We start from the raw sequence: 12,429 nt of genomic DNA, 5'->3' as shown, positions 1-12,429 counted from the left end.
ATGCCCGAAGCGCCCGCCCGCCTCGGCCACAATGGCGGGCCGCCGCTCGAAGACGATGACGATCCCGCCGGCTGGCGCCTCTGGTGCTGGAAGCGCGCGAAGAAGAAGGCGTGGTCGGCGCCGCGCGAGATCGCGCTGCGACGCCTCGCGCGCGCCGAGGAGCTCGGGATGAGCTATCGCGAGTACACGCTCGAGATCCTGGAGCGCGGCCGGCACCTGTAGCCCGCTCTCACCCCGCGTTCTCTGTCATCACCTCATCCAGCCGCCGCCCCGCGACGAAGCCACGCAGCCCCTCCGGCAAGGGCACGCCGGCGGGCAGGCGCGGGCAGGGCTCCGGCGTGCCGAGCACCTGCACCACCGGGATGCGCGCCGCGTAGATCGGCAGCGCGTAGTCCTCCTCCTCGTCGGCGACGCCCTTGGTGCGGATCTTGCCGCTGGCCTGCTCGATCGCCATGCCGATCACCGTCGTCGCCTTCAGCTCCTGCGCGGTGCTCTCGCGCAGCGTCGCGGCGCGCTGCGGATAGAGGCGGTTCACCATCGCATCCAGCGCGCGCGCCTTGTGCGCCGGGTCGTCCACGATATGCGCCGTGCCGAAGCACATCGCCGAGCGATAATCCACCGAGTGGTTGAAGCCGCAGCGCGCCAGCACGAGGCTGTCGAGATGCGTGACCGTCAGGCACACCGGCACGCCGCCCTTCTGCGCGCGCAGCATCCGGCTGGCGGCGGAGCCGTGCCAGTAGAGATGGTCGCCCTCGCGCCAGAAGACCGTCGGCGTGCAATAGGGCTGGCCCTCGATGACATAGGCGATGTGGCACAGCATCGCCGCGTCGAGGATCGCATGCACCGATTCGCGGTCGTAGCGCCCGCGCTCGTGCAGGCGCCGGACCTTGTTGCGCTCGGTCACGGGGTAGGAACCGTCCATCGCGGGCACTCCTTGCAGGACGCCAGAAGGCGCCGAAGATTGGTCCTGCGCGAGGGCCAATTCCGTGCCATCATGCCGGACCAATGCAGAGCCACGCCGACCTGCTGCTGCCCGGCATAGACCGCGCCGGCCCCGTGCCGCTGCTGCGCCAGATCTACCTGGCGCTGCGCGGCGCGATCCTGTCCGGCGTGCTGCCGCCCGGCGCGCGCCTGCCGCCGAGCCGCGCGCTCGCCGTCGATCTCGGCGTGGCGCGCAACTCCGTCGTCGCGGCCTACGAACAGTTGCTCGCCGAGGGTTTCGTGCGCGGCCGGGTCGGCGCCGGCACCTTCGTCGCGGCCGACCTGCCCGACGTGCCGGAACCCGCCCCCGCGCCATCGCCGCCGCGCGAAGCGCCTTCGGAGGAGGCGCTGGACCTCTACGGCACCGCCCCCTTCACCACCGGCCGCGTCGCGCTGGACCAGCGCACGCTGGAGGTCTGGCGCCGCCTGACGCTGCGCCACCTGCGCCGGCCCGATCCACGCCTGCTCGGTTACTCCGACCCGCGCGGATCCGCGGCGCTGCGCCAGGCCATCGCCGCCTATCTCCGCGCCGCCCGCGCCGTGCGCTGCGAGCCGGAGCAGGTGGTGGTGACCGCCGGCGCGCAGCAGGCGCTGGACCTGGTGCTGCGCGTGCTGATCGCGCCGGGCGACGCGGTGTGGCTGGAGGATCCCTGCTATCCCGCCGTGCAGGCCGCGCTGGCGGCGGCGCGCGCGCGCATCGTGCCCGTGCCGGTGGATGCGCAGGGCCTCGATGTCGCGGCCGGCATCGCCGCGGCGCCGGAGGCACGGCTGGCCTACGTCACGCCCTCCTCCCACTACCCGCTCGGCATGCAGCTTTCCATGCCGCGGCGGTTGGAGTTGCTGGCCTGGGCGCGCCGCAGCGGCGCCTATGTGCTGGAGGACGACTACGACAGCGAATTCCGCTACGCCGGCCGCCCGCTGGCGTCCCTGCAGGGCGTGGATGAGGCGGGGCGCGTGATCTATGTCGGCACCTTCTCGAAGGTGCTGTTTCCGGGATTGCGGCTCGGCTACGCCGTGCTGCCGCCGGCGCTGCTGGACCCGGTGCTGGCAGCGCGCCGCCTGTCGGACTGGCACCCCGCGGTGCTGCAGGAAGCCGTCGTGACCGACTTCCTGGCCGAGGGCCACTTCACGCAGCATCTGCGCCGCATGCGCCTGCGCTACCGCACAGCGCGCGACGCGTTGGCCGAGGCATTGTCGGAAGCCGCGCCCGACCTGCTGATCCCGGAGCCGCCCGATCAGGGCATGAAGCTGCTCGCGCGGCTCGGCGGCGGCCTGTCGGACGTGGCGGTGTCGCGCGCGGCCGCGGAGGCCGGCATCGTCGCCCGCGCGGTCAGCCCCATGTATCTCGCCGCACCGCCGGTGCAGGCGCTCATGCTGGGCTTCACGGGCCACGAACCGCAGTCGCTGCGACGCGCTGCGCGGCGGCTGGGCGCGGTTCTGCGGGCCTGTCGCTGACCGGCGGCGTGCCGCTCTGCGCCGGAAGGACGATACGCACGCAAAGCCCGCCCGCCGCGCCGTCTTCCAGCTGCAGATCGCCGCCATAGGCCCGGACGATGTCGTCGGCGATGGCCAGGCCGAGCCCGGTGCCGCCGCGCTCCGCGTCGAGCCGGACGCCCCGCGCCAGGGCTGCGGGACGATCCTGCGGCGGGATGCCGGGACCGTCATCCTCGATCAGCAACAGCAGCGATCCGTCCCGGGACCGGGCCGCGACGCGGATGTCGGAGCGCGCGAACCTGGCGGCGTTCTCAAGCAGGGTGCCGATCAGCTCCACGAGGTCGCCCTCATCGAGCGGCGCCGTCAGTCCCGCGGGAATTTCCTGGCGCCATGCGACGGTGTCGTCGCCGGCCATCCGCGCAAGCGCACCCACGATCCGCGCAACGACGGGCGCCAGCAGGACCGGGCCGCTGAGCGGGGCAGGGCCGCGGATCTGGGCGCGGGCGAGCTCGCGCGTGATGCGCGCCTCCATGCCCGCGGTCGCCGATTCGAGCGCGCAGGCGGCCTGCGCCTCGCCGCGCTCGCGCAGCGCCCGCGCCTGCGCGTTCAGCAGCGCCAGCGGCGTGCGCAGCCCATGCGCCAGCTCCGCCGCACGTTCGCGGGCGAGGCGGATGCTCTGCCGCTGCGCATCGAGCAGCGCGTCGAAATCGTCGGCGAGGCCGCCCAGTTCCGAAGGCAGCGCCTGCCCGAGGCGCGCGCGCCGGCCCGCGCGCAATTCCCGCAGCGCCTGCCGCGCCCGCCGGATCGGCCAGAGCGCGATGGCGCCTTGCAGCGCGAAGGCGGCGCCCAGCCCGGCCGCGATGGCGGCGAGTGCGGGCAGGAGGTCCAGCAGGAAGGCGCGGTTCGCCGCCTCCAGCAGCTTGCGGTCCATCGCCACCGCCACGCGGTAGCGCGCCGACGCGCCCGCCGCATCGTCGATCCGCCGTTCGAGCACGATCAGCTTCGTGCCCTCCGGACCCAGGACGATGTGCCGGTGCCGCTCGCCGGGGCGCAGCGCGTCGGCCTGCAGCGGAAACTCCCACCCGCCGAGGGAGGGCGAGCGCAGCAGCGCGCCCGTCGCGTCGTCTCGCACCTGCCAGTAGAGGCCGGAGAGCGGTTCCTGGAAGCGCGGATCGGGCAGCGGCTGGACGCGGATGGTCGCCGCGCCGTCCTGCATGGCGAGGTTGCGGCCGAGGAAGCGCAGATCGGCGTCGAGCTCGGCCAGCATCTCGCGCTCGACATGCCGCTCGAACAGGCCCTGCACCGCCAGGCCGACGGCCACCGCCGCGGCCAGCGCCGTCGCCAGCGCGACCAGCGCGAAGCGCGCCCGCAGGGAACGCGTCATGGCGCCTCCCCGATCACGTAGCCATGGCCGCGCCGGGTGCGAATGGCGTCAGCGCCCACCTTGCGGCGCAGCCGCGCCACCAGCGCCTCGACCGCGTTGTCGCCGCGATCGGCCTCCTCGGCGTAGAGATGCTCCGTCAGCTCGGTCTGGTGCACCGCCCGTCCGGCATGGTGCATCAGATAGGCCAGCAGCCGGAATTCCAGCGGCGTCAGCTCCACCGGCTGTCCGTCTCGCGCCAGCCGCCGCGCCCGCAGGTCGAGCACGAGGTCGCCGATGCGGAGCGTGTTGGACGCACGGCCGCCGGAGCGCCGCAGCACCGCGCGAAGCCGCGCGAGCAGCTCCTCCATGGCGAAGGGCTTGACGAGGAAGTCGTCGGCGCCCGCATCGATCGCCTCGACGCGCGTGGTCCAGGCCCCGCGCGCCGACAGGACCAGGATGGGGAAGGCCACGCCCTCCGCCCGCCAGCGGCGGATCAGCGAAAGCCCGTCCATCCGCGGCAGGCCGAGGTCCAGGATCGCCGCGTCGAAGGGCTCGACCCCGCCGCGCTGCCAGGCGGCATCGCCATCGGCCGCATGCTCCACGGCGAAGCCCGCGGAACCAAGGGCTCGAAGCAGGTCCTGCGCGATCCCCGCCTCGTCCTCCACGACAAGCACCCGCATCCGTCCGTCCCGCGCCGATCCGTCACGCCTATCCCGCCGACGCTGACGCCACGCTGACAGCGCGCGTCAGCGGACCGGGGCGCCGCGCCGCTACCCCGCCGCGCATCGCGGAGGGTTGCATGAAGATCGGCGCGCGCATCGAGACAAGTCCATGCCGGCTTTGCCGGGGCATCGAGCGGCAGGTTCTGGCCACGCGCGGGCGTGGCTTCGCCCCGCTGACCACCGTGGTCTGCCGCGGCTGCGGCCTGGTCAGCCATCACCCGTTGCCGGACCCGGCCGAGGTCGCGGCCTTCTACGCCACGCGCTACCGCGTCGCCTACAAGGGCGGGTGGGAGCCCAAGCGCAAGCACGCGCTGCGCGCGCTCCGCGGCGCCCTCGGGCGCGCCGGCCGCCTGGCGCCGCTGCTGCGGCCCGGCGCGCGGGTTCTCGACATCGGCGCCTCCTCCGGCGAGTTCACCTATGTGATGCAGCGCGGCGGGTTCGCCGCGCGCGGCATCGAGCCGAATCTCGGCTATGCCGACTTCGCGCGCCGCACCTACGGCGTCGCGGTCGAGAGCGGCGGGCTGGAGGAGGCGGAGATCGCGCCGGGCAGCCTTGGCCTCGTCACGCTCAACCACGTGCTGGAGCACCTGGCCGATCCCTGGGATGCGCTGCATCGGATCAGGCGATGGCTCGCGCCGGACGGATTGCTGTTCATCGAGGTCCCGAACCTGGCGGGCGTGCGCAAGCAGGCCGCCAACACCTTCCACGCCGCGCATATCTGGAACTTCACGCCGGAGACGCTGCGCCTGCTGGCATGGCAGGCGGGCTTCGTGCCGGTGGCGGAGGAAGATCGTGCCGGCACGTCCCTGGTGTTCCGGCGCCGGCACGCCGACGAGCCGCCGCCGGTCGGCGCGGATCCCCTGCTCGCGAGAAGCCTGGCCGCGCAGGTCGCGACGGCGGGCCGTCCGCTTGCCTACCTGCTCTCCGGCGCGCCCGTCACGCGGCGCGTGGCGCGGCTTGTGCGCAACCTCGAGGAGCGGATCGTCTGCGCGCGGCATGCGACGGTGCGCGAGATGGCCGATGCCGCGATCGAAGCTGCGTGGCCCGTACGCGCGGGCGAGGCGCGGCTGCCCTGGTTCGGCGCGCCGGCCTGAGCGGAACGGCACGTCGCAATTGCGCGAGCGCTCCGCGTCCGTCCTGGCGATCGAAGGCTGTACGCGTAAGCTCGGCCTCTCACGGACAAGCGAAAGCAAGGCGCCATGCCGAAGAACACGATCTGCGTCTGGTACGACAAGGACGCCGAGGACGCCGCGCGCTTCTACGCCAGCGTCTTCCCCGACAGCAGCGTGGACGGCGTGCATCGCGCGCCGAGCGACTATCCCGCCGGCAAGGCAGGCGACGTGATCCTGGTGGACTTCACCGTCGCGGGCGTCCGCTGCGTCGGCCTCAATGGCGGGCCGGCGTTCAGGCACACGGAAGCCTTCTCCTTCATGATCACCACCGAGGACCAGGCGGAGACGGACCGCTACTGGGACGCCATCGTCGGCAATGGCGGGCAGGAGAGCGAATGCGGCTGGTGCAAGGATCGCTGGGGCATCTCCTGGCAGATCACGCCCCGCGTGCTGCTGGAGGCGATGGCCGCCGGCGGCGCCGAGGCGAAGCGCGCCTTCGAGGCCATGATGACCATGCGCAGGATCGACGTCGCCGCGATCGAGAAGGCCCGCCGCGGCTAATTCAGCCGGTGCCGCAGCTCCTCCAGCAGGCCCCGCACGCGGCTGGCCTGGGGGCCGTCCGGCGCCAGTTCCAGGAAACGCTCCAGGCTCACGATCGCGCCGGTGATGTGGCCCAGGCGCTGGTGCATCAGCCCGGCCTCGCGCCACAGCGGCGCGGCGTCGGGCGCGATGCGCAGCATGTCCTCGGTGCAGGCCACGGCGCCCGCCAGGTCGCCCTCGCGCAGCCGCCGCACCTTGATGTTGTTCTGCAGCCGCAGCAGCACGCTGCGCTTGGTCATGGGCGCCAGCGTGTCGCGGCCGAGCTCCGCCGTGTCCCCGGCGAAGCGCTTCAGCAGCGCGCGCAGGTCGCGCGCATCCAGCGGCGTGCCGCCGCCGAACACATCCACCACCACCTGCCCCCGCCCCGACAGCGCGACGAGGAAATGCCCCGGGAAATCCACGCCATGCGCTTCCCACCCCGCGGCATCGGCGGCGTGCAGCCAGAGGATGCCGAGCGCGACGGGCAGGCCGCGGCGGCGCCCGATCACCTTCAGCAGGTTGGCGTTCGACATGTCCTCATAGGTGTCGGCGTCGCCCGCATAGCCGAAGGTCTCGTGCAGCAGATCCGCCAGCGCCGCGCGACGGCGGCCGAGGTCGCCGGCATCCGCCTGCGGGTCGGCGGCCGCGGCCTCCACCGCCGCGCGCGCGATCTCGCTGAGATGCGCCTCGGCGGCGTGCCAGTCCTCCGACGGCGCATCCACCCGCGCGAGCTGCAGCGCGACGGAGGCGATGTCGAGCTCGGCATCCGGCAGGCGGCCGGCGGCCTCCAGCGCGGCGCGGGCCTCGATCAGCGGGTTCGTCATGCGGCGCAGGTCGCGCGGCGCGGGGCGCGGGTCAAGCCTCGGGCCGCGGCACCATCCGGCCGACGCGCCGCCCACCGAAGATGTGCACATGGAAATGCGGCACTTCCTGCCCGCCATCCTCGCCCATGTTCGACAGGATGCGGTAGCCGCCACCCTCCAGGCCCAACTCCCGCGCCACCTGCCCGACCAGGCGCCAGAAGCCGGCGATCTCCGCCTCGGTGGCGGTCGCGCTGAAATCCGCCACGGAGACATAGGCGCCCTTCGGGATCACCAGCACATGCACAGGCGTCTGCGGGTTGATGTCGTGGAAGGCGAGCGCGTGGTCGTTCTCGCCCGCCTTCCGGCAGGGGATTTCGGCCCGGAGGATCTTGGCGAAGACGTTGTTCGGATCGTAGGGCGGCAGGCCTGTCACGCGCATCGTCGGGCTCCCGAAGGATCGGCTCGGCCCGGTTTCTGGCGGCGCGGCGCGGAAGGCGCAAGCGCCCCCGCGATCAGGGCAGCTTCGTGGTCTGCGCCGCGCGCACCAGCGCCTTGGGCCGCGCCGCCTTCTCCGCGATGCCGGAGATGCCCTGCCGCCGCGCGAGCTCCGTCCAGACCTCCTCCGGCTTGATGCCGGCATCCACCCAGACGACGACGAGGTGATAGAGCAGGTCGGCGCTTTCCAGGATCGTCGCCGTGCGATGGCCCTGCGTCGCCTCGATCACGCATTCCACCGCTTCCTCGCCCAGCTTCTGCGCGACCTTCGCGGTGCCGCGCGCGAGCAGCCGCGCGGAGTGGGAATTCGCCACGTCGCCGGCCTGCCTGCGGGTCTCCACCGTGCGCCACAGCGCATCGAGGATCGTCGCCTCGGCGCCGGCCACACTGAAGGGCTGCAGGGCGGAGGCGGCGGGGTCCACCGGGGGCGGCGGCGCGGCGGCGGGCGCCGGGATGCCGGGCGGCAGCGGCATCGCGGTGCCGCGCTTGAGCAGCTTCTTCTTGCCCTTGGTGGCGACCTTCTTCGCGGGCCCTTTGGCCGGATTCTTCGCGGGCTTCTTCGCCGGCTTCTTGGCGGGCTTGGCCATCAGGGCGCCTCCGAAACCGGGCGGATCGGCAGCCCGGCCGCGGCCAGCGCCGCCTTGGCCTCGGCGATCCGCATCTCGCCATAGTGGAACACGCTCGCTGCCAGCAGCCCGGTGGCGCCGGCCTTGGCACCCTCCACGAAGTGCTCGGCCTTGCCCACGCCGCCGGATGCAACCAGCGGCAGCCGCACGGCGGCGCGCACCGCCCGCAACAGGCCGAGGTCGAACCCCTGCTTGGTGCCGTCGCGATCCATGGAGGTCAGCAGGATCTCGCCCGCGCCGCGGCGCTCCACCTCGCGCGCCCAGGCGACGGCGTCGATGCCGGTGCCGCGGCGGCCGCCATGGGTGAAGACCTCCCAGCCCTCCCCTGCGCGCCGCGCGTCGATGGCGACGACGATCGCCTGGCTGCCGAACGCCTCCGCGCCGCGCGTCACCAGCGCCGGATCGGCGACGGCGGCGGAGTTGACGGAGACCTTGTCGGCGCCGGCCAGCAGCAGGCGGCGCATGTCGTCCACGCTGCGGATGCCGCCGCCGACGGTCAGCGGGATGAACACCTCCGCGGCGGTGCGGCTGACCACGTCGTACATCGTGTCGCGGTTCTCATGGGTCGCGCCGATGTCTAGGAAGGTGACCTCGTCCGCGCCCTCGCGGTCGTAGGTCCGCGCCTGCTCCACGGGATCGCCGGCGTCGCGCAACGAAACGAAATTGACGCCCTTGACGACGCGGCCGTCCTTGACGTCCAGGCAGGGAATGACGCGCAGGGCCAGCACCGGCGTGCTCCGGGGCGGAAACCTGTCCGGGCGGGACGGGTCCGGGTTGCGGGGCTCGCGCGCGCTGGCGCGAGGCGCGCGATGTGCGCCCCGCGCGCCCGGTGGTCAAGCCGTGGCGCTGCCGCCCGCCTACTCGGTGCGCGGCAGCTGCAGCGCGCGGGCCGCCTGCAGGTGCTCACGCATCATCGGCAGGAAGCGCTGCGCATAGGCCTTCAGCGCCGGCACCTCGCCGTTCTCGGCAAAGGTCTCATAGGCGCGGACGGCCCATTCATGCGCCTCGACCTGCTGCTCCACGTAGTAGCGGTTCAGCATGTCCACGCTTTCCTGGCGGCGCAGCGTCAGCAGCCGGTCGGTATGGCTGTCGTTCATCGCGCCGGGCGTGCGGGTGCTGGCCTCCGGCAGGGCGCCCAGGATCTCGGCCATCGTGCCGTGCTGCTCGATCATCCGCTGCGCATAGTCGCGGATCTGCGGATGCGCGCTGCGGGCCAGCAGCAGGCGGCTGGACTCGATCTCGAAGTTGTTCCCGCTCGTGGCGATCTGCACGAAGATGTCGGCGCCGCGGCCCGTTGCGGCCAGGCGGTCGATCAGCTGCTCGATCACGTTCTGGGGGCGGGCCGGCTGGGCGTGTGCCGGAGCCGCGACGGCGGCGGTGAAGGCGAGGGTCATCAGGGCGCGTCGGCGCATGGTCTGTTCTCCGGTCTCTTGCGTGCGACCGGAAACAATCCAGGCCCGTGTGTGGTTTCCTCCGCCCCGCTCCGAATCAGGCCCGGCCGAACAGCCGCCTGGCCCGCTGGCGCAGCCGCACCATGCCGAGCTGCCAGCGCGCGATCAGCCGCGCCTCCATCGTCTCCACCTGCCCGACCGCGTCGGGCCAGCGCCCGGCGATCCAGCCCATGCCCCGATGCGCCCAGAGATACTGGTGCCGCAGCACGAACAGGCCGAGCGCCAGGAACAGGAAGCCCTGCAGGAAGGGCAGCACCAGCCCGAGCACCCCGAGGCCGAGCAGGCTGATCCCGGCCGCCTTGCGCCGGACCGAAGGCCGAAACTCCATCATGGGCGCGCAGATGGTTCCGCCGCCGGCCCGGCGCAACGCCCTCCGGCGCCGGAGCGGGTTGCCGCCCGCCGCGGCCGCCGGCGGAGAAGCTTCTGCTCCCGCCGCCGGCCGCCGCAGCGTCCGGCGCCTCCTCGTTGACGGGCCCGCGCGGAAGTGGACACATCCGCCGCCAGCGCCGCGGCTGCAGGCCTGCCCGCGGGCCGCAAGGAGACGACCTACATGCTGCCCATCAACCAGAAGGCGCCCGATTTCGAGGCCGAGACGACGATCGGGCGCATCCGCTTCCACGAGTGGATGGGCGATGCCTGGTGCGTGCTGTTCTCGCACCCCAAGGACTTCACGCCGGTCTGCACGACCGAGCTCGGCACCATGGCCGGCATGGCCGAGGAGTTCGCGAAGCGGAACTGCAAGATCATCGGCCTGAGCGTGGACCCCGTGGATTCCCACGCGAAGTGGTCGGACGACATCAAGGAGGTCACGGGCTTCAGGCCGGACTACCCGATGATCGGCGACCCCGACCTGAAGGTCTCGAAGCTCTACGGCATGCTGCCGGCCGGCGCGGGCGAAACCTCGGAAGGTCGCACCGCGGCGGACAACGCCACGGTGCGCACGGTGTTCATGATCGGCCCCGACAAGCTCATCAAGCTGGTGCTGGCCTATCCGATGACGACGGGGCGCAACTTCGCCGAGATCCTGCGCGTGCTGGACTCCCTGCAGCTGACGGCGAAGCACAAGGTCGCGACGCCGGCCAACTGGCAGCCCGGCGAGGATGTGATCATCGCCGGCTCGGTCGGCGAGGAAGAGGCGCGGCAGCGCTTCCCCGATGGCTGGCGCGCGCCGAAGCCCTATCTGCGCATCGTCAAGCAGCCGACGGGCTGACCACGCGGCACGAAGCTAGCGCTTCCGCCGCAGCATCCGGGCGGCCTCGCGCAGGTCGAGGCCGCCGAGCAGATGCGCCGCGCCGAAATAGGCCGCCATGCCCGCGCCGACCAGGAAACCGAGCGCCAGCAGCCGCGCCCAGCCGGACGCCAGCGGGAACAGCGCCGCCTCCAGCGCCGCCAGCACCACGGCCATCGCCGCGGCCGCCAGCAGCAGCCGCGGCACGGCGCGCCGCAACCGCCGGTCCAGCACCAGCTTGCGCCGTCGCAGCAGCAGCCAGCCCAGCACCGCCACATTCACCCAGGCGGCGATCGAGGTCGCGAGCGCGATGCCGACATGCGCCAGGAAGGGCGTCAGCGCCAGGTTCAGCAGCAGGTTGAGCGCCACGATCCCGAAGCCGACCTTCACCGGCGTCGCCGTGTCGCCGCGCGCGAAGAAGCCGGGCGTCAGCGCCTTCACCAGCACGAAGGCCGGCAGCCCCACCGCATAGGCGACCAGCGCGGCCGCGGTCGCGCTCGCGGCCGCCGCGCCGAAGGCGCCGCGCTCGAACAGGGCGGAGATGATCGGCCCCGCCGCCACCGCCATGGCGAAGGCCGCCGGCAGCGCGAAGGCGAGCGACAGCTCGATGGCGCGGTTCTGGCTGCGATGCGCGGACAGGGGCTGCCCGCTGCGCAGCTGCCGCGCCAGCAGCGGCAGCAGCGCCGTGCCCACCGCCGCGCCGATCACGCCGAGCGGCAGCTGCGCGATGCGGTCGGCGTAGTAGAGGTAACTCACCGCGCCCGCAGGCAGCAGGCTGGCGATGACGATGTCGATCGCCAGGTTGAGCTGCGTCACCCCCGCGCCCACCAGCCCCGGCACCATCCGCCGCAGCACGCCGCGCACCGCCGGCGTCAGCCGCGGGCGCGACAGCGGGTTGATCGCCATGCCCGCGCTGCGCGCCGCCACCAGCACCAGCGCCAGCTGCGCGACGCCCGAGGCCAGCACGCCCCAGGCGAGCGCATGGCCGGGCGTGGCGACGAAAGGCGTCAGCCCCAGCAGCGCCGCCATCGCGATCAGGTTGAACAGCACCGGCGCGGCCGCCGCCGCCGCGAAGCGGTCCATCCCGTTCAGCACGCCGGAGACCAGCGCGGCCAGGCAGATGAACAGCAGATAGGGGAAGGTGATCCGCGTGAGCTCGACGGCCAGCGGGAAGCGCACCGCCTCCCCCACGAAGCCGGGCGCCAGCACGAACAGCAGCTGCGGCATGAACACGATGCCGAGGATCACCAGCGCGGAGAGCCAGATCGTCATCAGCCCGGCCAGGCTGTTCGCGAGCTCCCGCGCCTGGCGCGCCCCCTCCACCGCGTAGCTGCCGGCGAAGGCGGGCACGAAGGCGGCGTTGAAGGCCCCCTCGCCGAACAGGCGGCGGAACAGGTTGGGCAGCTTCAGCGCCACGAAGAAGGCATCCGCCACGGGCCCGGCGCCGAGCTTCGCCGCGATCAGCATGTCGCGCGCGAAGCCGAGGATGCGGCTCGCCATGGTCCAGCCGCCGACGGTCGCCACGCTGCGAAGCATCGGCGCGGGTTAGCAGCCCGGAAGAAGGGCCGGAAGGCCCGCTCGGGTTGTCCCGGGGGCTGCATGCGCCTAGGTGAATGGCAACGCGCCGCCCGCGGG

General features: G+C 73.0%; 15 protein-coding genes. 5 read left to right on the top strand and 10 right to left on the bottom strand.

What is annotated here, in order from left to right; translation table 11 throughout:
• Complete coding sequence (locus DFH01_RS04465) at positions 1 to 222, top strand: hypothetical protein (protein WP_109869159.1); 222 nt, start codon at positions 1 to 3, stop codon at positions 220 to 222.
• Between the two features lie 7 nt (positions 223 to 229).
• On the opposite strand, the gene DFH01_RS04460 is transcribed toward DFH01_RS04465, so the two are convergent.
• Complete coding sequence (locus DFH01_RS04460) at positions 230 to 922, bottom strand: pyridoxamine 5'-phosphate oxidase family protein (RefSeq protein WP_109869158.1); 693 nt, start codon at positions 920 to 922, stop codon at positions 230 to 232.
• A gap of 83 nt (positions 923 to 1,005) precedes the next feature.
• On the opposite strand from DFH01_RS04460, the gene pdxR reads away from it, so the two are divergent.
• Positions 1,006 to 2,436 carry a MocR-like pyridoxine biosynthesis transcription factor PdxR gene (gene pdxR, locus DFH01_RS04455; protein ID WP_109869157.1) on the top strand — a complete coding sequence of 477 codons (1,431 nt, stop codon included), beginning with the start codon at positions 1,006 to 1,008 and terminating at the stop codon, positions 2,434 to 2,436.
• On the opposite strand, the gene DFH01_RS04450 is transcribed toward pdxR, so the two are convergent.
• Together DFH01_RS04450 and DFH01_RS04445 are read right to left on the bottom strand one after the other, a co-directional pair.
• Positions 2,363 to 3,799 carry a sensor histidine kinase gene (locus DFH01_RS04450; RefSeq protein ID WP_109869156.1) on the bottom strand — a complete coding sequence of 479 codons (1,437 nt, stop codon included), beginning with the start codon at positions 3,797 to 3,799 and terminating at the stop codon, positions 2,363 to 2,365. The genes pdxR and DFH01_RS04450 overlap by 74 nt on opposite strands.
• On the bottom strand, positions 3,796 to 4,458 hold the full coding sequence (locus DFH01_RS04445; protein WP_109869155.1) for a response regulator: 663 nt from the start codon (positions 4,456 to 4,458) through the stop codon (positions 3,796 to 3,798). Before DFH01_RS04445 ends, DFH01_RS04450 begins: the two co-directional genes overlap by 4 nt.
• Positions 4,459 to 4,577: 119 nt before the next feature.
• Here DFH01_RS04445 and DFH01_RS04440 point away from each other — a divergent pair, with 119 nt between their 5' ends.
• Both DFH01_RS04440 and DFH01_RS04435 read left to right on the top strand, forming a co-directional pair.
• On the top strand, positions 4,578 to 5,594 hold the full coding sequence (locus DFH01_RS04440) for a class I SAM-dependent methyltransferase (RefSeq protein WP_109869154.1): 1,017 nt from the start codon (positions 4,578 to 4,580) through the stop codon (positions 5,592 to 5,594).
• A 105-nt stretch (positions 5,595 to 5,699) separates the two neighbouring features.
• Complete coding sequence (locus DFH01_RS04435) at positions 5,700 to 6,173, top strand: VOC family protein (RefSeq protein WP_109869153.1); 474 nt, start codon at positions 5,700 to 5,702, stop codon at positions 6,171 to 6,173.
• Here DFH01_RS04435 and DFH01_RS04430 read toward each other — a convergent pair.
• The 6 genes from DFH01_RS04430 to DFH01_RS04405 all read right to left on the bottom strand — a co-directional run bounded on the left by DFH01_RS04430 (position 6,170) and on the right by DFH01_RS04405 (position 9,897).
• Complete coding sequence (locus DFH01_RS04430) at positions 6,170 to 7,015, bottom strand: SirB1 family protein (protein WP_109869921.1); 846 nt, start codon at positions 7,013 to 7,015, stop codon at positions 6,170 to 6,172. The two genes, DFH01_RS04435 and DFH01_RS04430, sit on opposite strands and share 4 nt — an antisense overlap.
• Positions 7,016 to 7,046: 31 nt before the next feature.
• The gene (locus tag DFH01_RS04425) at positions 7,047 to 7,433 is read right to left on the bottom strand and encodes a histidine triad nucleotide-binding protein (RefSeq protein ID WP_109869152.1); all 387 of its coding nucleotides are present in this window, start codon (positions 7,431 to 7,433) and stop codon (positions 7,047 to 7,049) included.
• Between the two features lie 73 nt (positions 7,434 to 7,506).
• The gene (locus DFH01_RS04420; protein WP_233255953.1) at positions 7,507 to 8,076 is read right to left on the bottom strand and encodes a phosphoribosyl-ATP diphosphatase; all 570 of its coding nucleotides are present in this window, start codon (positions 8,074 to 8,076) and stop codon (positions 7,507 to 7,509) included.
• Positions 8,076 to 8,843, bottom strand: a complete 768-nt coding sequence (gene hisF / locus DFH01_RS04415) for an imidazole glycerol phosphate synthase subunit HisF (RefSeq protein WP_109869151.1) — start codon at positions 8,841 to 8,843, stop codon at positions 8,076 to 8,078. Before hisF ends, DFH01_RS04420 begins: the two co-directional genes overlap by 1 nt.
• A 129-nt stretch (positions 8,844 to 8,972) precedes the next feature.
• Entirely contained in the window at positions 8,973 to 9,527 is a 555-nt protein-coding gene (locus DFH01_RS04410; RefSeq protein ID WP_109869150.1) for a DUF4142 domain-containing protein, read from the bottom strand.
• Positions 9,528 to 9,603: 76 nt separating this feature from the next.
• Entirely contained in the window at positions 9,604 to 9,897 is a 294-nt protein-coding gene (locus tag DFH01_RS04405) for a PGPGW domain-containing protein (RefSeq protein WP_109869149.1), read from the bottom strand.
• Positions 9,898 to 10,116: 219 nt separating this feature from the next.
• On the opposite strand from DFH01_RS04405, the gene DFH01_RS04400 reads away from it, so the two are divergent.
• On the top strand, positions 10,117 to 10,776 hold the full coding sequence (locus DFH01_RS04400) for a peroxiredoxin (RefSeq protein WP_109869148.1): 660 nt from the start codon (positions 10,117 to 10,119) through the stop codon (positions 10,774 to 10,776).
• Between the two features lie 15 nt (positions 10,777 to 10,791).
• Here DFH01_RS04400 and murJ read toward each other — a convergent pair whose 3' ends face one another.
• Entirely contained in the window at positions 10,792 to 12,330 is a 1,539-nt protein-coding gene (murJ, locus tag DFH01_RS04395; RefSeq protein ID WP_109869147.1) for a murein biosynthesis integral membrane protein MurJ, read from the bottom strand.
• Between the last annotated feature and the right edge of the window lie 99 nt (positions 12,331 to 12,429).

This window comes from Falsiroseomonas bella (assembly GCF_003173615.1).
GTDB classification, from domain to species: domain Bacteria; phylum Pseudomonadota; class Alphaproteobacteria; order Acetobacterales; family Acetobacteraceae; genus Falsiroseomonas; species Falsiroseomonas bella.
This window is presented reverse-complemented; position numbering and strand designations above follow the sequence as displayed.

Coding starts and splice junctions, on each gene's coding strand:
- DFH01_RS04465 (WP_109869159.1), top strand. CDS start 1: ATGCCCGAAGCGCCCGCCCGCCTCGGCCACAATGGCGGGCCGCCGCTC.
- DFH01_RS04460 (WP_109869158.1), bottom strand. CDS start 922: ATGGACGGTTCCTACCCCGTGACCGAGCGCAACAAGGTCCGGCGCCTG.
- pdxR (WP_109869157.1), top strand. CDS start 1,006: ATGCAGAGCCACGCCGACCTGCTGCTGCCCGGCATAGACCGCGCCGGC.
- DFH01_RS04450 (WP_109869156.1), bottom strand. CDS start 3,799: ATGACGCGTTCCCTGCGGGCGCGCTTCGCGCTGGTCGCGCTGGCGACG.
- DFH01_RS04445 (WP_109869155.1), bottom strand. CDS start 4,458: ATGCGGGTGCTTGTCGTGGAGGACGAGGCGGGGATCGCGCAGGACCTG.
- DFH01_RS04440 (WP_109869154.1), top strand. CDS start 4,578: ATGAAGATCGGCGCGCGCATCGAGACAAGTCCATGCCGGCTTTGCCGG.
- DFH01_RS04435 (WP_109869153.1), top strand. CDS start 5,700: ATGCCGAAGAACACGATCTGCGTCTGGTACGACAAGGACGCCGAGGAC.
- DFH01_RS04430 (WP_109869921.1), bottom strand. CDS start 7,015: ATGACGAACCCGCTGATCGAGGCCCGCGCCGCGCTGGAGGCCGCCGGC.
- DFH01_RS04425 (WP_109869152.1), bottom strand. CDS start 7,433: ATGCGCGTGACAGGCCTGCCGCCCTACGATCCGAACAACGTCTTCGCC.
- DFH01_RS04420 (WP_233255953.1), bottom strand. CDS start 8,076: ATGGCCAAGCCCGCCAAGAAGCCGGCGAAGAAGCCCGCGAAGAATCCG.
- DFH01_RS04410 (WP_109869150.1), bottom strand. CDS start 9,527: ATGCGCCGACGCGCCCTGATGACCCTCGCCTTCACCGCCGCCGTCGCG.
- DFH01_RS04405 (WP_109869149.1), bottom strand. CDS start 9,897: ATGATGGAGTTTCGGCCTTCGGTCCGGCGCAAGGCGGCCGGGATCAGC.
- DFH01_RS04400 (WP_109869148.1), top strand. CDS start 10,117: ATGCTGCCCATCAACCAGAAGGCGCCCGATTTCGAGGCCGAGACGACG.
- murJ (WP_109869147.1), bottom strand. CDS start 12,330: ATGCTTCGCAGCGTGGCGACCGTCGGCGGCTGGACCATGGCGAGCCGC.